The 19,931-nt window shown below is 45.0% G+C and carries 13 protein-coding genes; 8 read left to right on the forward strand and 5 right to left on the reverse strand.

Going from position 1 to position 19,931, the window contains the following annotated elements; translation table 11 throughout:
• Positions 1-30 precede the first annotated feature (30 nt).
• The 7 genes from nuoL to GJV22_RS22480 all read left to right on the forward strand — a co-directional run bounded on the left by nuoL (position 31) and on the right by GJV22_RS22480 (position 10,559).
• Positions 31-1,950 (forward strand): NADH-quinone oxidoreductase subunit L, encoded by a 1,920-nt coding sequence (gene nuoL / locus GJV22_RS17515; protein ID WP_163716882.1) that lies wholly within the window; start codon positions 31-33, stop codon positions 1,948-1,950.
• A 34-nt stretch (positions 1,951-1,984) separates the two neighbouring features.
• Positions 1,985-3,490, forward strand: coding sequence for a complex I subunit 4 family protein (locus GJV22_RS17520; protein WP_163716885.1), 1,506 nt, complete (start codon positions 1,985-1,987; stop codon positions 3,488-3,490).
• Between the two features lie 27 nt (positions 3,491-3,517).
• A complete protein-coding gene (locus GJV22_RS17525) occupies positions 3,518-4,942 on the forward strand; it encodes an NADH-quinone oxidoreductase subunit N (protein ID WP_163716888.1) in 1,425 nt (474 codons plus the stop codon).
• A gap of 16 nt (positions 4,943-4,958) precedes the next feature.
• Positions 4,959-5,282, forward strand: a complete 324-nt coding sequence (locus tag GJV22_RS17530) for a hypothetical protein (protein ID WP_163716892.1) — start codon at positions 4,959-4,961, stop codon at positions 5,280-5,282.
• Positions 5,283-5,626: 344 nt separating this feature from the next.
• Entirely contained in the window at positions 5,627-6,439 is an 813-nt protein-coding gene (locus GJV22_RS17535; RefSeq protein WP_163716895.1) for a YybH family protein, read from the forward strand.
• Positions 6,440-6,770: 331 nt separating this feature from the next.
• A complete protein-coding gene (locus GJV22_RS17540) occupies positions 6,771-8,003 on the forward strand; it encodes an acetate/propionate family kinase (protein ID WP_163716898.1) in 1,233 nt (410 codons plus the stop codon).
• 273 nt (positions 8,004-8,276) lie between these two features.
• A complete protein-coding gene (locus GJV22_RS22480) occupies positions 8,277-10,559 on the forward strand; it encodes an NADP-dependent malic enzyme (protein WP_163716901.1) in 2,283 nt (760 codons plus the stop codon).
• 626 nt (positions 10,560-11,185) lie between these two features.
• On the opposite strand, the gene GJV22_RS17550 is transcribed toward GJV22_RS22480, so the two are convergent.
• The 5 genes from GJV22_RS17550 to GJV22_RS17570 form a co-directional block, all read right to left on the reverse strand.
• A complete protein-coding gene (locus GJV22_RS17550) occupies positions 11,186-12,577 on the reverse strand; it encodes an efflux transporter outer membrane subunit (protein WP_163716904.1) in 1,392 nt (463 codons plus the stop codon).
• A gap of 24 nt (positions 12,578-12,601) precedes the next feature.
• The gene (locus GJV22_RS17555; protein ID WP_163716906.1) at positions 12,602-15,751 is read right to left on the reverse strand and encodes an efflux RND transporter permease subunit; all 3,150 of its coding nucleotides are present in this window, start codon (positions 15,749-15,751) and stop codon (positions 12,602-12,604) included.
• Between the two features lie 13 nt (positions 15,752-15,764).
• Positions 15,765-16,949 carry an efflux RND transporter periplasmic adaptor subunit gene (locus tag GJV22_RS17560; RefSeq protein WP_205461930.1) on the reverse strand — a complete coding sequence of 395 codons (1,185 nt, stop codon included), beginning with the start codon at positions 16,947-16,949 and terminating at the stop codon, positions 15,765-15,767.
• A gap of 41 nt (positions 16,950-16,990) precedes the next feature.
• Entirely contained in the window at positions 16,991-17,440 is a 450-nt protein-coding gene (locus GJV22_RS17565; RefSeq protein WP_163716909.1) for a MarR family winged helix-turn-helix transcriptional regulator, read from the reverse strand.
• 193 nt (positions 17,441-17,633) lie between these two features.
• The gene (locus tag GJV22_RS17570) at positions 17,634-18,710 is read right to left on the reverse strand and encodes a CNNM domain-containing protein (RefSeq protein WP_238480354.1); all 1,077 of its coding nucleotides are present in this window, start codon (positions 18,708-18,710) and stop codon (positions 17,634-17,636) included.
• Between the two features lie 362 nt (positions 18,711-19,072).
• On the opposite strand from GJV22_RS17570, the gene nifH reads away from it, so the two are divergent.
• Positions 19,073-19,897, forward strand: a complete 825-nt coding sequence (nifH, locus tag GJV22_RS17575) for a nitrogenase iron protein (protein ID WP_163716912.1) — start codon at positions 19,073-19,075, stop codon at positions 19,895-19,897.
• Positions 19,898-19,931: the final 34 nt, after the last annotated feature.

Genomic DNA, 19,931 nt, shown 5'->3' on the forward strand with positions numbered 1-19,931 from the left:
CTTAATACTAAAAAAGAAAAAAATTACATCATGACAGGATACGCTTATACTGTACTGATTCCGTTAATTCCACTGTGCATGTTTTTGGTGCTGGGATTGTTGACGGTGAAGTGGAAGCCCATCGTTTTTGGAATCATGGGAACCGTTGGCATGGGAACTTCATTTGTGCTCTCGCTGATTACGGCTATCAACTATTTTTTTGTAGTTGGTCCGGGGCCCAATGGATTTGAGCCGATCATCGCGACCAAAGTGACCTGGCTGCGCCTGACCGAGTTTTTGCACATCGATTTAGGTGTGATGCTCGATCCGATTTCAGTGATGATGCTGGTCGTGATAACCACAGTATCGCTGATGGTTCACCTCTACAGCATGGGCTACATGAAAGGTGAAGTTGGTTTCCAACGTTTTTACGCTTTCCTGTCATTATTCTCCTTTTCGATGCTTGGACTGGTATTGGCTACCAACATTTTTCAGATGTATATTTTCTGGGAGTTGGTGGGTGTTTCGTCCTTCCTGTTGATCGGTTATTACTACGAAAAACCTTCGGCTGTAGCGGCTTCCAAGAAAGCTTTCATTGTAACCCGATTTGCCGACCTGGGTTTTTTGATCGGTATTCTGGTTCTTTCATTCTATACCAAAACATTCGATTTTGCTGATTTAACAGCGCCCAATACAACCATTTTTGCTGAAAGTGCTTCGGTAAGTTTCATCGGCGTTTCGGTATTTACCTGGGCTATGCTCCTCATTTTTATGGGAGGTGCCGGTAAATCGGCCATGTTCCCCCTGCACATCTGGTTACCCGATGCGATGGAAGGTCCAACTCCGGTTTCAGCCTTGATTCACGCCGCAACCATGGTTGTTGCAGGCGTTTACCTAGTTGCCCGGATGTTTCCGGTGTTCCATTTTCAAGCCCCTGGTGCCCTTGAGGTGGTGGCCTGGGTTGGTGGTTTCACCTCGCTGTTTGCTGCGGTAATTGCAATGACCCAGTTCGATATAAAACGAGTGCTGGCCTTTTCAACCTTATCGCAAATTGGCTACATGATGCTTGCTCTGGGGGTATCAGGCTATGGCGGTGAAGAAGGTTTAGGCTATATGGCATCCATGTTCCACCTGTTTACACACGCCATGTTCAAAGCGTTACTGTTCTTGGGGGCCGGTTCCATTATTCATGCAGTGCACTCGAATGATATGAACGACATGGGGGGCTTGCGCAAATACATGCCGATTACCCACATCACCTTCCTGATTGCCTGTTTGACAATCTCGGGTATTCCGCCATTCTCTGGTTTCTTTAGTAAAGACGAGATTTTGGTGGCGGCCCATAATTACAGCAACACGCTGTTTTCGATTGAATACATCACTGCAGGTTTAACTGCTTTCTATATGTTCCGTTTGTACTTCCGTGTATTCTGGGGGAATGAACGCCATTACCATCACACACCACACGAATCGCCACTGGTAATGACCATCCCGTTGATGGTACTTGCCTTCGCATCCATTTTTTCCGGCTTTTTGCCATTCAGTGAGCTGGTAACGTCAGACAAAATTGGTTTCGAAACCGAAACACACCTGATGGTGGCATTGCCTTCAGTTTTGATTGGTGTTTTAGGAATTGTTGTAGCCTGGATTTTATACAAAAAAGAAAGCCTGGTTCCAAAATCGATCACCGAAAAGCTGGGCATCGTTTACACAGCGACTTTTAACAAGTTTTATATCGACGAGGTTTACCTGTTCGTAACTAAGCGGGTCATCTTCAATTATATCTCACGTCCGGTTGCCTGGTTCGACCGGCAAATCATCGACGGATTCATGGTGGGCATCGGAAAAGTGACAGAGAAAACATCATACGAAATAAAAGAAATGCAGTCGGGGCAGTTGCAACATTACGCATTTGCCTTTGTGGCCGGTACCTTGATTTTGGTGCTATCGCTGCTGTATTGCTTAGTCTAGAATTAGAAAATTAACACGATAAACCAGCACGGCAATGAATATTTTGAGTCTGTTTGTAGTGGTTCCGGTCCTTACGATAGTGGGGATACTATTTACCAAAGATTTTAGAGGCGCCCGCGTGGTGTCTGCTATCGGCATGAGCATCCAACTGGTGCTGGCCGCTGCTCTGGTGCTGATGTACCTGGGCGCACGCAAGGCCGGTGTTACCGACGAAATGTTGTGGACTGCCGATTACATGTGGTTCCCGAGTTTGAATATCCATTATGCTATCGGGGTAGACGGGATTGCTGTGGCGATGATCGGTTTGACGGGTATCGTTGTGTTTGCCGGGATCTTCGCTTCGTGGGGAGTTGAATATTTGTCGCGCGAGTTTTTTATCTCGCTCATATTGCTGGCAACCGGCGTATTTGGCTTCTTCATCTCGCTCGATTTGTTTACCATGTTCCTGTTCTACGAGGTAGCGGTGATTCCGATGTACCTGTTGATTGGAGTTTGGGGAAGCGGGCCGAAAGAATCATCGGCCATGAAACTGACGTTGATGTTGATGGGCGGTTCAGCTCTTTTGATGGTTGGTTTGTTTGGATTGTATTTTAACTCGGCGCCCGATGGCGGTGCGCTGACCTGGAATATTATGGAGATTGCGAAAGTGCATATTCCTGACGCAGCACAGCGCTTTTTCTTTCCGTTTACTTTTATTGGCTTTGGTGTGCTGGGAGCTTTGTTTCCTTTTCATACCTGGTCGCCCGATGGTCACGCTTCAGCGCCAACAGCTGTTTCGATGTTGCATGCCGGAGTGTTGATGAAGTTGGGAGGATACGGCTGCTTCCGCGTAGCCATGTTCCTGATGCCACAAGCGGCTCATGAGATGGCCTGGATCTTTATTATCCTGACGACGATCTCGGTTGTTTACGGCGCTTTTGGTGCTATCTGGCAAAAAGACCTCAAATTTATTAATGCATATTCCTCGGTGAGTCACTGTGGCTTGGTGATCTTCGCCTTGTTGATGATGAATAAAACGGCCATGGACGGTGCGATCCTACAAATGATTTCACACGGTTTGATGACCGCACTTTTCTTTGCTTTGATCGGGATGATTTACGGACGTACCCACACCCGCGATATTCGCGAAATGGGTGGTTTGATGAAAGTGATCCCTTTCCTGGCAGTGGTTTATATGATTGCCGGTTTCGCTTCTTTAGGTTTACCGGGATTGAGCGGTTTCGTCGCCGAGATGACCGTGTTTGTCGGTTCATTCCAGCATCAGGATTTATTTCATCGGGTAGTGACCATTATCGCAGCTTCGTCCATTGTGGTGACTGCGGTTTATATTTTGCGTGTCGTAGGTATCATCCTGTTGGGGCCAATTAAAAATGAACATCACCTGGAGCTGACGGATGCTGTTTGGTTTGAACGACTGAGCACAATTACGCTGGTACTGGCTGTTGCCGCAATCGGTATTGCGCCACTTTGGTTGTCGGACACTATTCAGCAAAGTCTGGGGCCGATCATTGCGAAACTGACGGTTTTCAATCCATTTTAACGAATTCATTCTGAAAAATACAGAATCATGACTATCGAACAATTTTTCCTCATGCGCCACGAATTGTTGCTGATTCTCGCAGCAATCATCGTGCTGATTGCCGAGCTGGCAGTCAGCGAATCGGGCAAAACAAAAATAATTCCCTTTGCCGCTGGCTTGTTTGCCTTGGTGACGGCAATTGGTTTCATTCCTGCGGAAACGGGAACGCTCTTTGGCGGTTCGTTTCAAACGTCATCGTTGACGCTGTTTATGAAGAACGTTTTGAACCTGGCGGTTCTGATTATCTTCCTGCAGTCTGAAGGTTGGTTGAAGAAACCGGAAAACAGCGAACGGATCAGCGAATATTTTATCTTGACGATTGTGACGCTGGTGGGGATGAATTTCATGATTTCATCAGGCGACTTCCTGATGTTTTACCTCGGTCTGGAAACTGCTACTATTCCGGCAGCAGCTTTGGTTGCATTCGATCGCTTGAAAAGCCATTCGGCCGAAGCAGGTATTAAACTGATTTTGTCGTCGGCCTTGTCATCGGGGATATTGTTGTTCGGTTTGTCTCTGATTTACGGGGCAACCGGCTCCATCTATTTTGCTGATATTGTTGCAAAAATAGAACCGTCGCCAATCATCATTCTGGCTTTCATCTTTTTTGTCGCCGGTATGGGATTCAAAATATCACTGGTGCCGTTTCACTTTTGGACAGCGGATGTATACGAAGGTGCACCGATCAACGTCACCTCTTATTTGTCGGTCGTATCAAAGGGTGCAGCAGCTTTTACCTTTAGTATTATTGTGTTTAAAGTTTTCGGAGCTCTGTTCGAACAGTGGCAGCATTTGGTTTACGCTTTAGCGGTAATGACCATGACCATTGCCAACCTGTTTGCTCTTCGGCAGGATAATATTAAGCGTTTCCTGGCATTCTCATCCATCGCCCAAGCTGGTTTCATCCTGTTGGGTATTTTGGGAGCCAACGAAATGGGAATGGCTTCAGTTGTCTATTTCGTACTGGTTTATGTGTTTACCAACCTTGGTGCTTTTGGCGTGGCAACATCCGTTTTCAACGCTTCAGGTATCGAGACCATATCGGGCTACAAAAGCCTGTATAAAACCAACCCAAAGCTAAGTTTGCTGATGACGGTGGCTTTGTTCTCGCTGGCTGGTATTCCGCCGGTTGCTGGTTTCTTTGGAAAATTCTTCTTGTTCACATCGGCAGCCAGCCGTGGTTACTACATCCTGGTGTTGATCGCCGTTTTGAATGCGACAGTATCGCTCTACTATTATTTGCGCGTAATCAAGTCGATGTTTATTGATCAAACCGACGAGCCAATTGCCGCTTTCCGCAGTTCAATATCAATGCGCATCAGCCTAATTATGTGTGTGTCCGGTATTTTTGTGGTTGGTTTTGCCAGCGGTATTTTCGAATACATTCGCGAAATCAGCCAGTTATTCTTCTAATTAAAATTGAATGAAAATGGCATTAAATAAAGCACAACACAGCATTGAGGAAATTGACGGCGTACGTTGCTCAATTATTGAAAAAGGCGTAAGCGAAGAACGTGCAGCTTTTCTGAAAAACTTGCTGGAGTTGAATAACTACGAAGTAAAAACAAAAGCTGAAGGAGAAAGCGGAACGGTAACAGTAGGCGTAACCGATATCGTTTTTAATGTGATTCTATCGGTTTACGGTCGCTACCTGAAAAGCCCGTCCGGGAAGAAAGTAACACCGGCTTACTGGTTGCAGCAATCAAACAAAGAAACGGAAATTGAAGTCAATTATTGGTCGTTTGGGAAATGACCAATACAATCTTAAGTATATAGTAGCGGCTGTCTCTTTTAGGGACGGCCGCTTTTGTTTTGGGGCAAAACAAAGATTTGTTTGAACTTGGATCGCTTTGAGAGAATGAAAATTGGCAACTGAAGATTGTTTCTAATTATAGGGTTATTTCGGGCACGAACCAACGTAAAATGTGCTGAGTGATAACAGTTCTCTTTTTGAATAAAAAAACTAATAAATCAAATCAGAATCAAAATCAGCTTGCTGTCGTAAAAAAGATGAAATCCTATTCGCTCTCTGTCATGTTGATTGAAGTAATAATCAATGAAAAACTAAATTCATTTAACCAGTAAAAACCTAATCTGATGGAGCAAAAAATGATTCTAAAGCAAAACGTGATTTTCTTTTTTCTCTTCTTTTTGATTCTTGGCGGTTGCACCCATGAGCCCGTTGATGTGAGTTACGAGATAAAACTTGCAAATGGAAATTTTCAGGAGGCTTATAATAATGGTGACGCGCAGACTTTAGCCCAAAACTATATGGAGGACGCGAAGTTGTTTCCGGAAAATGCCGATGTTGTTCAGGGTAAAGATGCGATTGAGGAATTTTGGGCCGGAGCAATTGGTGCAGGCGGGAATAGAGTTGAGCTTGAAACAATTTCTGCCGATAAATATGGTAACGTTGCAATAGAAGAGGGGCGTTATAAAATTTATGCAGAAAGCGGACAACTGATTGGTCAAGGTAAGTATTTGGTGACTTGGGACTTTTCCACCGGGGAATGGAAAATCACCAAGGATATATGGAATTCGAGTAATCCTGCTGCTCCGGTAAGGGCTATGGAAAACGATAGTGTTTGGGTTGTCTGGAATATTATTAAACCCAACAAGGTACAACAGTTTGAGGATTTCAATTTCAACTATCTGGATCCTGCAGCCAAAGAGTTTTATCCTGAAATGAGGAATACCGTCCGCACGCTAAGGCCGGTAAAAGCCAATGACGATGGCACGTTTACTTATATATACCTGATGGACCCTGCGATCAGTTCAGAATACAGCATGAAACTTCCTTTGGCAGCAAAGTACGGAGAAGAAAAAGCTGACGAGTATTTAAAGATGTTTGAGGATTGTCTGAAGGGTGGCAAACAACAATGGGTTGTAACCGTCCAGACAGCATGGTAAAAAAGTGAAATATTTAGCAGGTTGATATCCTTAGTAATCCCTGCTACCGCACGATTGTATTGTTTGGCTTTGAGGAAAGCCTGCTTTCTGAAAGCAGGCTTCTTTACGTTAGCCGGGGAAAACCGAACTCCACTCGACCATTCAGTTTTAGTAATCATTTGATCAATTGAATCTTAATTGGGATTCATCGCGAAACGGCAGCATAATTTAAGTCGTTTTTTTGTTTGAACTTGAATAGTATATTTGCGGCCCTTTTAGTGGAAAATTATCGCTTGTGTTTTTTGTTTAGCAGAAAAATGGAGCATCAACCATCAAAATCGAAAAGTATTATATGATCGTATTAGTTTTAAATTGTGGTAGTTCATCTATTAAGTATCAATTGCTTGATATGTTGAGTATTGAAGATCCGGAGGTGAAGGCCATTGGCGTTGTGGAACGCATCGGCCAAGACGAGGGCGTTTTAACACATAAGCCATTGATCAACGGTGAATATCAGAAATTCAAATTCACCGGTCATATAGCGGATCATGAAGCAGGGATAAGCCTGATTGTGGATTCACTGGTTAACGAGGTGCATGGCGTAATTGAGGCTGTTTCAGAAATTCAGGCAGTTGGACATCGGGTCGCTCATGGAGGTGAGTCGTTTAGTGAGAGTGTGTTAATTGACGATAGCGTTAAAGCGCAGATTAACAAGCTGAGTGATTTGGCTCCGTTGCATAACCCGGCTCATATTGCAGGTATTGAAGCCATGGAGAAGTTGTTGGCAGATGTACCCCAGGTCGCTGTTTTCGATACGTCGTTTCATCAATCCATGCCGCCGGAATCGTTCCTTTATGCCATTCCGTACGAATATTACAGCAAGCATAAATTACGCCGGTATGGTTTCCACGGAACCAGCCACAAATATGTAGCCGAGAAGGCTTGTGAGCATTTGGGCCTGGAAATGGACAAAATTAACATCGTGACTTGTCATTTAGGAAACGGAGCTTCTATTGCTGCCATTAAAAAAGGAAAATCGTACGATACCTCCATGGGGTTTACGCCGGTTGAAGGATTAATTATGGGTACCCGTGTTGGTAACCTGGATGTTGGAGCCTTGTTGTTCCTAATGGAAAAAGAAGGATTGGATCTGCAGGGAGCAAACGATTTAATCAACCGGAGAAGTGGAATGTTGGGTATTTCAGGCGTTTCGTCAGACATGCGCGATATTGAAGATCAAGCGTGGAATAAAAATAATTCGCGGGCAGCCTTAGCGCTGAAGATGTATTACTCGCGTGTGAAGCGCTATGTTGGAGCATTTTCGGCTGAAATGGGCGGAATTGATTTGATAATCTTCACTGGCGGAGTAGGAGAGAATGGCCCGGAGACACGCGAAGCAGTTTGTTCCGGTTTAGAATACATGGGTGTTTCATTCGATAAAAATGCCAACAAAGGCGTACGGGGAGAGCTTAAAGTGGTGAGTACTCCCGATTCGCGGGCAAAAGTAATGGTTGTTCCAACCAATGAAGAAAAGGTAATCGCAGTCGATACCGTCAATGTATTAAAAGCAATTGCTTTAAATTAGCATATCTGCAAAGTCCGGCATTGCCGGACTTTGTGTTTTTTTCCTTCAGATCAAAGTTCGTGTGAGGGGAGACGAGCGCCCCATGTCTTTAAATTACCGCCAACGGCTATCTACTAAGTCAATATATTCCGCTATTGTTTAGCGGATTTTCGACTTTAAATTTAACATTTTCAAATGACGCAGGCTTCCGGATTTAAAAGAGGAACTGATTAATGTTCTGGGATTTGGCGTGGTTTTGTCGTAACTTTTATAAAGAGCCAAAAATCACTAGTCATGGAAAAATCTGTCTACACCGATGCGTTGCGGTATCACGAAAAGGGGCGGCCGGGGAAAATAGAAGTTGTTCCCACCAAGCCACACGAAACACAATACGACCTTTCTTTAGCTTATACTCCGGGGGTGGCTCAGCCATGCCGGGAGATTCAGAAAAATCCGGAAGAAATCTATCATTACACCTCAAAAGGAAACTTAGTTGCCGTTGTCTCGAACGGAACAGCGGTTCTGGGGTTGGGCGATATTGGCCCTGCTGCCGGGAAGCCCGTGATGGAAGGGAAGGGGATGCTCTTTAAGATATTTGCCGACATTGATGTTTTCGATATTGAAGTGAATGAAAAAGATCCGGATCGGTTGATTGAAGTTGTCAAAGCCATTTCGCCAACTTTTGGCGGGATCAACCTGGAGGATATCAAAGCGCCCGAATGTTTTTATGTCGAAGAAAGCCTGAAAGCAGCCTTGGATATTCCTGTTTTTCACGATGACCAGCATGGAACGGCGATCATCTCGGGTGCCGCTTTACTGAACGCGCTGGAATTGACCGGAAAACAGATCGGGAAAATTCATGTGGTGATTAGCGGTGCCGGGGCAGCAGCTATTTCATGTGCCAAATTATACCTGAAACTGGGCGTGCAACCGGAACATCTTGTCATGTTCGACAGTAAAGGGGCTATTTCGGAGAATCGGACTGATTTGAATCCCGCCAAACTGCAGTTTGTCTGCAAACAAAATTATGAGTCTTTGGCTGAAGCGATGCACGATGCCGATTTATTTCTGGGTTTGTCGGTTGGCAACCTGGTTTCAGCAGATATGATTCGTTCCATGGCCGCTAACCCGATTGTATTTGCGATGGCGAATCCCACCCCCGAAATCTCCTACGACGAAGCGACCGGTGCGCGTGACGATATCATTATGGCCACCGGCAGAAGTGACTATCCCAACCAGATTAACAATGTGCTTGGGTTCCCCTTCATTTTTAGGGGTGCGCTCGATGTGCGGGCGCGGGAGATCAACGAAGAGATGAAAATTGCTGCGGTACACGCGCTTGCTTCTTTGGCTAAAAAGTACGTTCCCGAGTTGGTAACCAAGGCTTACAACATGGAAAATATTGTTTTCGGCAAAGAATACATCATCCCAAAACCGCTCGACCCAAGACTGATAACGACGGTGGCGCCGGCTGTTGCCCGGGCAGCAATGGAAACGGGTGTGGCCCGTAAACCCATCGGAAATTGGGATGACTATGAACGGGAGCTGGGCACTCGTTTGGGGTCGGAGAATAAGTTGATTATGACGATTTGCAACAAGGCCAAGCTGAATCCGAAGCGCGTGGTTTTTGCCGATGCGAATAATTTGAAGATGTTGAAAGCAGCTCGGTTCGTTTTAAATCAAGGGATTGCTTTTCCGGTGTTACTTGGGAAACGATCGGAAATCGAGCGCATTATGGCCGACAATAAAATTGAATTGGACAATGTGCCGATCATTGACATCTTTCGGGATGTGACGGATGAAAAGCGAACCCAGTATGCCCGGGTATTATTCGAAAAGCGGAAACGGAAAGGGATGAGTTATGACGAAGCGCTGGAGAAAATGTACAATAACGACTACTTCGGTTCTATGATGGTTGAAACCGGGGAGGCCGACGCGTTCATTTCCGGATTTTCAAGAAAGTATGCCGATACCATCCGGCCGGCGATTCATGTGATCGGGGTAAAAGAAGAATTTAACCACATTGCGGGGATGTACATCATGCTCACCCCGAAAGGGCCTTTGTTCCTCGCCGATACAACGGTTAATTCAGATCCTGCACCGCAAACAATCGCCGACACCACGGTTTTAGTAGCCAACGAAGTGAAACGGTTCAAGATTGAGCCGCGGATTGCCATTTTGAGTTATTCTAATTTTGGCGCCTTCAAAGGAAAAGGAAGTCCGGTTCGGGCGGGAGAAGCGGTGAAAATTCTTCATCAAAAATATCCCGATTTAATTGTCGACGGCGAGATGCAGGCGAATTATGCGCTGAACGGAGCACTGAGGCAGAAGAAATTTCCATTTACGAAGCTTGGCGATTCGGATGCAAACGTGCTGATCTTCCCAAATCTGAGTTCCGGAAACATTCTCTACAAGGTTTTGCAGGAATTGGGAACGGCCAAAGCGATTGGACCGATTTTGTTGGGGATGAAAAAGCCAATTCATGTCTTGCAAATGGAAAGCTCGGTTCGAGAGATTGTCAACCTGGTGGCCATTGCGGTGGTCGATGCTCAGGAAGCTGAAGAAAGAATCAAATGACCGGTCAACCGGATGGTTTCGCGGGGCGTCCGTTCTGTTCAGACAAGTTGATGTGTTTGGCGGAAGCCCTGTTTTCGGTCTGTCAACAGCTAATCGCGGGCATTCGAAAAGCAATATGGCGGCGTGAACAGATGGAAACGGGTTGTTCGTTTGGGTAGGTCGTTTCCATGCGTGCTTGCCTCGCCCGGCCGTCCGGGAAGCAATTTCCATCAGTGCTTGCCTCCACCGACGGTTCGGGAAGCAATTTCCATCGGTGCTTAGCTCGCCCGGTCATCCGGGAGCCAATTTCCATCGGTGTTTGCCTCGCCCGGTCATCCGCGAGCCAATTTCCATCGGTGCTTGCCTTGCCCGGCCATCCGCAAGCGAATTTCCAGGCGTGCTTCACGGTTTCGTTTGTCCGGTTAGCTCGTCATCCGGTTATGAAACACGGCCCCGGCTGTTCGCGAAGTCGGTATTCAATGCTAACAGGCCCGGGCAGGCAGCTTCTGCTGGTTCTTCCGGCAACGGGGGGCTTGCTTTGACCCCGGCGACTGCGGTTCAGCCGGTCAATTGGGACATAAAAAAAGGCACTCCCATGGCGGGGAATGCCTTTACTGTAATTGTTTGTTTTCTTGTTTTTCTGTGTGCTATTTCCAGCCACCACCCAGTGCACGGTATAGCGTGACAACAGCGGTTAGCTGTTGCAGGTGGTCGTTTACATTGCTCAATTGGGCTCCGAGGTAGCTCTGTTGTGCATTCAATACTTCGGTATAGGTTGCCGATCCGTATGTCAATAATTCTTTGGTGTATTCAACTGATTTTTCGAGCGACGCCAGTTGTTTTTGGCGAAGGTCCATTTTCCGGACAGATGCGTCATAGGTATTTAGGGCATCGTTCACTTCGGCGCCGGCATTCAACAGGGCACTTCTGAAATTCAGTAAAGCCTCTTCTTTTTGGGCTTTGGCGACTTCGAGTCGTGTGCGGTTTCCGCGTTTATTGAAAATAGGAGCTGCCAATCCGCCCACAACATTGGCTGCAAAAGAACCCGGATCGAGTAAATCGGCCAAATCCAGTGACTCGAAACCTCCGTTGGCGGTTAAAGTAACCGACGGATAGAAGTAAGCCTTCGCGCTGTTGGTCATTTCAAAGGCACTGATCACGGCATATTCTGCTTGCATCACATCCGGGCGGTTGTCCAGTAACTCAGAAGGAACGCCGATGGTTAGCATTTCGCTGGCTTGTTGTTGACCAAGTTCGCCGCGAACAATCGGTCCCGGTGTACGGCCGAGCAGCAGGCAAATGGTATTCTCGGTTGCCTTAATTTGTTGCTCCAAATCCGGAATAGTCACTTCAGCGGCATAGCGGGCTGCTTCACTTTGCACCACCGCTGCACCGGTAACACTTCCAAAATCTTTCAGCACTTTCATGGTTTCAACCAGGTCGGCATTCGTTTGCACGGTCTCTTTGGTAATCGCCAGTTGGCTGTCGAGGCCAAGCAAATTATAGTAAGCCGAAGCAATGTTGGCAATTAAACTGGTTTGTACTGCTTTGCGGGCAGCGTCGGTACCCAGGTAGTCAGCGTAAGCAGCTTTCTTGGCACTGTTTAATTTTCCCCAGATATCAATTTCCCAGCTGGCTTGCAACGCCAGTTGTTGCCCTTGGTATTCCCGGGGGCCGTCAGGATAGGTCGATTCTGAATTGCGTACATAAGTATAGCCGCCTTGTGCTGTAAGACCGGGCAGCATTGCTGCTTTGCCTTGTTTAAAGTAGGCTTCGGATGCGTAAACGCGTTGAATTGCAGCTTGCAGATCCAGGTTGTTTTGCAGTCCTTCAGCAATTAAACTATCCAGAATAGGATCGTTGAACAGGCCTTCCCAGGCTTCGTTTGCCAGGTTACTGGTGCTGTCGCTGGTGACCGAACCGAAAATTCCGTTCGTAGCCTCCGAACTTCGCTCGTAATGTCTGCTGCTGCTGCACGAAAGCATCGTCGCAGTGACAACCAGCACGAGTGTTATATTTTTAAATGAATTTGTTTTCATATTTCTATCAACTTATTCCGTTTATTAATCCAGACTGTTCATCTCAGATATTTCCGTGATCTCCGGTTTCTTAATTTTTTCCTGCAGCGTTTGGAATACCACGTACATGGCCGGGATGATCAGGATTCCGATCATTGTTCCGATAAACATACCACCAACGGCACCAACACCGATCGACCGGTTACCATTAGCACCAACACCGCCACCGATAACCAATGGAATCAACCCAAAGATGAAGGCGAAAGAGGTCATTAAGATTGGTCTCAAACGGGCTGTTGCACCTTCAACGGCCGATTGAATGATGGTCATACCGGCCATACGTCGTTGCAAAGCGAACTCTACAATCAGAATCGCATTCTTAGCCAGCAAACCAATCAACATGATCAATGAAATTTGCAGGTAAATGTTGTTTTCCACGCCCATAACCCAAGCGAAAATGAATGCTCCGGCAATACCAATTGGTAATGAAATTAAGATGGCCAGCGGTAGCATATAACTTTCGTACTGGGCTGCCAGCAAGAAGTAAACGAAGACCAGACAGAGAATGAAGATGAAAATCGTTTGGTTTCCCGAAGCAATTTCTTCACGGGTCAAACCGGAGAATTCGTAAGTATAACCCGGTGGCAGTGTTTGTGAAGCCACTTCGTTAACCGCTTTAATGGCGTCACCGGAACTGTACCCGATATTTGGAGCACTGTTCACCGAAATAGAGGTGTACATGTTGAAGCGGGTGATGTTTTCCGGTCCGTAAACGCGGCTTAGCGTAATAAATGACGTGATGGGTGCCATCTCGCCGGTTCCGGTGCGTACCATGATGTTATTCAGGTCGTCGGGGTTTCCGCGGTAGCTTGCATCAGCTTGCATCATTACACGGTATTGTTTACCGAAGCGGTTAAAGTCGGAAGCATAAAAGCCACCGATATAGCCCTGCAAAGCAGAAAGCACAGTGCTGGTTGTAATACCCGACTGCATACATTTGGCAACATTCACGTCAACCTCGAACTGCGGGAACCTGGTGTTGAACGAAGTCATTGCATACTGCATTTCGGGGCGTTGGTTGAGCGCTCCCAGGAACTGCTGTGCGATTCCTTCGAATTTTTGAATATCTCCACCTGTTTTATCCTGCAACTGGAACTCGACACCACCGGAAATACTGAAGCCCGGAACCATTGGTGGAGTGATGAACAGGATACGGGCATCTTTAATTTGTGACGCTGCACCGTAAAGACGACCAATAACACTGTTAATATCGTGGCCTTTTTCTGTTCGCTCGTCGAATGGCTTGAGGTCACAGAACATCATCCCATACGAGCTCCCTTGCCCACTGATGATTGATCGTCCCACAACCATTGCCCTACCTTGAATTTCGGGTGTTTGTTGTAAAATTTGGTCGACCTTGTCAACGACTTCCTGTGTTTTTTCAGCAGATGTAGCCGGTGGCATGCTGATGTCAACAATTAAGATCCCGGTATCTTCCGACGGAACAAAACCTGTTGGGGTTGTTTTGGTCAAATAGACCAATGCAGCGGCGAACACAATGATTAGTCCGAATGACATCCATTTTCTTACCATGAAGAAGTGGGTTGTCTTCCGGTATTTCGCAGTCATGGTGTCGAAAGCGACATTGAAGGAGCTGTAAAAACGCTGCAAAAATCCTTTGTTATGTAGTTCGCTGTCTTTATGCGGTTTTAGGAATATGGCACAAAGTGCAGGACTAAGCGTTAATGCGTTAATTGCCGATAAGACAATTGCTACCGCTAAGGTAATCCCGAATTGTTTGTAAAATACGCCGGTTGTTCCGGTGATAAAGGTTACCGGGATAAATACCGCGGCCATTACCAGGGTGATGGAAACAATTGCAGTCGAAATCTCGCTCATGGCAGAGATCGCAGCTTCTTTGGCATTTTTAGCTCCCTGGTCCAACTTGGCATGGACCGCTTCGACGACCACAATGGCATCGTCGACCACAATCCCAATGGCGAGAATTAACGCAAATAAGGTTAACAGGTTAATGGTGAAGCCAAAAAGACTTAAGAAGAAAAATGTACCGATGATCGCAACCGGAACCGAGATCGCCGGGATTAATGTTGCCCTGAAATTCTGAAGGAAAATGAAAACCACAAAGAATACCAGGATGAACGCCTCGATCAGCGTATGAATTACCTTTTCAATCGATGAGTCCAGGAAGTTGTTCGCGTTAATCAGGATGTGGTATTTTACACCTTCGGGGAATGTTTTCGCAACATCGTCCAGCACTTTTTGTGCTTCAATGATCACGTCGCGGGCATTGGACCCCGGAGATTGGAAAACGGCCATGGCGATACCCGGCTTACCCATCGCTGCAGTTGACGAAGCATAGCTTAATGAACCAAGTTCTACATCGGCCACATCGCGAAGGCGAAGAATATTCCCGTTTTTATCGGCTTTAATAATGATGTTTTCGAACTCATCGGGCATCGATAGTTTCCCTTTGTATTTCAACACATACTCAAACGTCTGGTTGTTTTGCTCACCAAAACGTCCGGGAGCAGCTTCCAGGTTTTGTGCACTTAATGCGGCAACAACATCCGATGGGATCAGGTTGTAGGTTGCCATCACATCCGGCTTCAGCCATATACGCATGGAATAGTCTTTCGAACCGAATACCATCGCTTCACCAACACCGTTCACCCGTTGAATTTGAGGCAGCAAGTTGATTTTACTGTAGTTTTGAAGGAAGGTCTCATCGTACCGGCCGTCTTCACTATACAGCGAGAATACCATCAACATACTGTTTTGCCGTTTGGCTGTAATTACGCCGGCACGGGTCACCTCGGACGGTAACAAACTGGTTGCCCGAGCAACCCGGTTCTGTACGTTAACGGCAGCCATATCGGCGTCGGTACCTTGTTTAAAGAAAACCTGTATCGTAGCAGTTCCATTGTTACTGGCAGTCGACGACATATAGGTCATATCTTCAACCCCATTAATTTGCTCTTCGAGCGGGGTAATCACACTCTTCAAAACAGTTTCGGCATTGGCACCGGTGTAGGTGGTCGAAACCTGGATCGTTGGCGGAGCGATGTCCGGATATTGCTCAATTGGGAGACTCAGTAAGCCAAGTACCCCCAAAATGACAATAATGATGGAAATGACCGATGATAAAATCGGCCGTTCTATAAATTTTCTAAACATTGTTTTCCGTGTATTAGTTTTTCGCTGGATTTACTGAATCAGAGTTCTCAGCTAAACTTGGTAATTCAACTAATTTAGGCTTGATCTGTGTATCGTTGCGTAAAGACGCGATCCCTTCAATTACAATTTGGTCGTCGGTTTTTAATCCGCTTGTTACAATGTAGGAGTCTTTCAGATTACCAACGATCACGCCGATAGGAGTGCTCTGCACTTTACTGTCGCTATTAACCGTGTACACAAAATGTCTTCCCTGTAGCTCGAAGGTAACATCCTGCGGGATAATTAAAACGGAATCCATTTGTTGGGGAATACGCACCAGACCGCTGGTTCCGCTTCGCAACATGCCGGATGTATTCGGGAATATTGCCCGGATGTTTACTGAGCCGGTTTCCTGATCTACAATACCACTGGCGGTTTCAATTTTTCCTTGTTGCTCGTAAATCGAATTGTCAGACAATACCAAATCCACTGCCGGAAGTTGTTTCAACTTTTCCGTTGTGCTTGCTCCCTGTAAGTTGCGGATCATGGTTATGAAGTCCCGCTCATTAATTGCGAAATAGGCATACATGTTATCGGTACGCGAAACAGTCGTTAACGGCTGAGTGATACTACTGCTAACCAGGCTACCCACGCGATAAGGGAAGTTACCAATAATGCCATTCGTCGGACTGGTAATTATTGTATAATCTAAACTTGCTTTAGCGTTAGCTAAATTCGCTTGCGCTTGCGCTAGTTGCGCTTCTGCTGCTGTCAGATTGGTTTCAACTGATTGAAGTTCAAACTGGCTGACAATATTTTTGTCAACCAACGGTTTTGTTTTTTCGACATTAATATTCGCAGTCGAAACCTGGGCTTCAGCTACTTTTACCTGGGCTGCGGCTGAACGTACCTGAGCTTGAACGTCGTTTGCATTGATGCGAAATAAGATTTGGCCTTTCTTAACAAAGTCGCCTTCATCGACCAAAATTTCTTCGATGTAGCCGGCAATGCGCGGACGAATTTCTACGGTTTGCACACCCTGAAGGGTAGTGGGGTAGTCTTTAAATAGCGTCGTGCTTTGCGGCTGAACTTTTGCTACTTGATACTCCCGAACCTGGCCAGCCATTCCGGCTTGACCTCCTTTGCTGTTCGAGCACGAGTATACCGCCAATAAAATTGCGATAAAACTGAGATTTTTTAAATGCATAATTGTTTTCATGGTATCTGTTTGTTAATATCTTTCTGATTTGGTTGCATATGTCAACAGTTGCAACCTTCGTTTTTGTGGCCTGTGTTATGTTGAATTTTTTGAATTACATTTTCGAAATGAATCAGTTCTTCTTCTGTCACTCCTGTTAATAATTCAGCTGAAATTTTCTCGGCGGTTTGCCTTGCAGTAACGAGCATGTCATATCCTTTTTTAGTCAGAATCAGATTTTTTTTTCGTTTGTCATCTTTGTCTGTAATCCGGACTATATACCGCAAATCAATTAGTGTGTTTATTTGACGCAATATGATTGATTTATCTCGTAAGAAATGATTCGCCAGGTCTTGTTGTGTCAAATCTTCCTTTTCGCTGAGGTAATGAAGGATAATAAAATGCTCCAGAGTCAATTCAATACTGTTGTCTTTGAAGGTGGACAAAAGCTTTAACTTAACCATATTCATGGTTTGTCCAAGCAAATATGTTAACGGTTTTTCTGTATTCATGCTTTGTTTTGCTTAACGAATCGCAAATATACAACGATTTAGTTGCAAAAGTCAACTAAATTGAGCTTTGATAATAAATAAATAAGACCTTGATGTCTTAAGTTGTTGATTGTAATGTGATTGGTTTTTTGATTGAATGTTAACCAAATGTAATCGGCTCCGTGGAAATGGCCGGTTTTAGGTGTCGTTTCGACTAGTTATTCAGATTACTGTTCTTGATTCGTTTGGACCAGCGTTCACGAGCCAGCTGCTGCATGTCAGTTTGGGTATCTCGCTCGTCAGTAATTTCCAATCCCAGGATTGTCTCAATAATGTCTTCCATGGTTAAAATTCCTTCGGTACCACCATATTCATTAATGACTAACGCAATGTGTTCCTTTTTGACAAGTAGCTTTTCGAACACCTTGGGGATGCTAATATTTTCGTAGCAGGTTACGATCGACCGTTTTTCCTGTTCTAATGTTCTTTCTTTTTCATCGCTCAAAAGATGCTCCAGGATATCCTGTTTTAATACATAGCCGGTTACCTGGTCTACATTATCTCTGTAAATCGGAATTCGCGAAACTTGTAGAAAGTCCTGATTCGCGAAGAATTCTTTTGTCGTTAGGTTTTCAGGAGCAGCAATCAATACCGTTCGGGGCGTCATAATATCCTTCGCTTTGATATCCTTCAGTTGAATCAGGTTAATAATGGTTTTGCTTTCCATTTCATCAAACACACCTTCTTCTCCGCCCAGCGAAGCTAGCATGGCCACTTCTTCCCGACTTACGGTGTCCGAAACTTTACCATGAGAGAAAGCTTTGGTTGTTAATTCGGATAACAGCACCAGAGGATACGTTATTATTATAAGAAACTGAATCATTCGGGCGGCAGGTAGAGCGAGTCTTCTCCAATAGAGGGCACCAATCGTCTTTGGTATGATTTCGGAGACAATTAATATAAGTAAAGTCAAAACAGCACTGACAATTCCGAAATAGACTTCTCCAAAAAGTTTAGTGGCTTCAGAGCCGACTCCGGCAGCCCCGATCGTGTGTGCAATAGTATTTAAAGTAAGAATAGCTGCCAGCGGACGGTCAATGTCCTGTTTGATTTTCTTTAGCAAAGAAGCAGAGCGGTGCCCTTCCTGTTTTTTCAAATAAATGAAAGGTAGACTCACTGTAAGTATAACCGATTCCAAAACAGAACATAGAAAGGATATACCTAGAGCAAGAACCAAATAGAAAATCAACATGCTAGCCATTGTGTGCCGGTTTGCTACAAGATAATTCATTTTGCTGTCATATTGAAACGATAATTTAGATATTTATCGGTTAATCTACCAAAATGATGAAAGTGGGGTTTCTTACATATTTGTAACCACTATTCCTGTCCTTCTTCCTGAACCCCCTGTAAAATGGGATATTATGCTCTATAACATAGAATGTGTTTGAATAAGGTCCTTCCTACCAAAATGTAGGATATTTTGACCTGTGCCAAAGCGTGCCAAAAAATAAATTACAACTCAAGTATCAGTAAATAAGATATTTGGTTGTGTTTCGTTGCATTCGTTTATATGTTGTTTGGCATCTTGGCACTCTTCTCGCTATTAAGGGAGCAAAGAAAAAAATGTTGAACCCTCAAAATTTTAAAAAGATGAGAAAGATAGCTATTTATGGAAAAGGTGGTATCGGTAAATCTACCACTACACAGAACACAGTTGCAGGTTTGGTAAAAATGGGAAAAAACGTATTGGTTGTGGGTTGTGACCCTAAAGCTGATTCTACCCGTCTTTTATTAGGTGGTCTTGCACAAAAAACAGTTTTGGACACACTTCGTGAAGAAGGTGAAGACGTTGAAATCGATGATGTAATCAAAAGAGGTTACGGAGAAGTTCGTTGTGTTGAGTCAGGTGGTCCGGAACCAGGTGTTGGATGTGCAGGTCGTGGTATCATTACTTCAATCAACTTGTTGGAGCAATTAGGTGCTTGGGATGCTAAATATGAAACTGACTATACTTTCTATGATGTACTTGGTGACGTTGTATGTGGTGGTTTCGCAATGCCTATCCGTGATGGTAAAGCAGAAGAAATTTACATTGTAGTTTCTGGTGAGATGATGGCAATGTATGCTGCTAACAACATCTGTAAAGGTATTAAGAAATACGCTCAAGCCGGTACTGTTCGTCTTGGAGGACTTATCTGTAACTCTCGTAAAGTTGATAACGAACGTGAAATGATCGAAGAGTTGGCTCGTCAATTGGGAACTCAAATGATTCACTTCGTACCACGTGACAACATGGTTCAGCAAGCAGAGATTCACCGTAAAACCGTAATCGAATTTGCTCCTGAACATCCACAAGCTGGCGAATATGCAACATTGGCTGCAGCTATCGATGCAAACCAAATGTTCATTATTCCTACTCCATTAGAAATGGAAGAATTGGAAAAACTGTTGATCGACTTCGGTATCGCCAACTAGTCAAACCCTTTTTTAAATCAACTAACTAAAACTA

Origin of the sequence: Mangrovibacterium lignilyticum (genome assembly GCF_010882175.1) — a bacterium.
In the GTDB taxonomy this organism is placed as follows: domain Bacteria; phylum Bacteroidota; class Bacteroidia; order Bacteroidales; family Prolixibacteraceae; genus Mangrovibacterium; species Mangrovibacterium lignilyticum.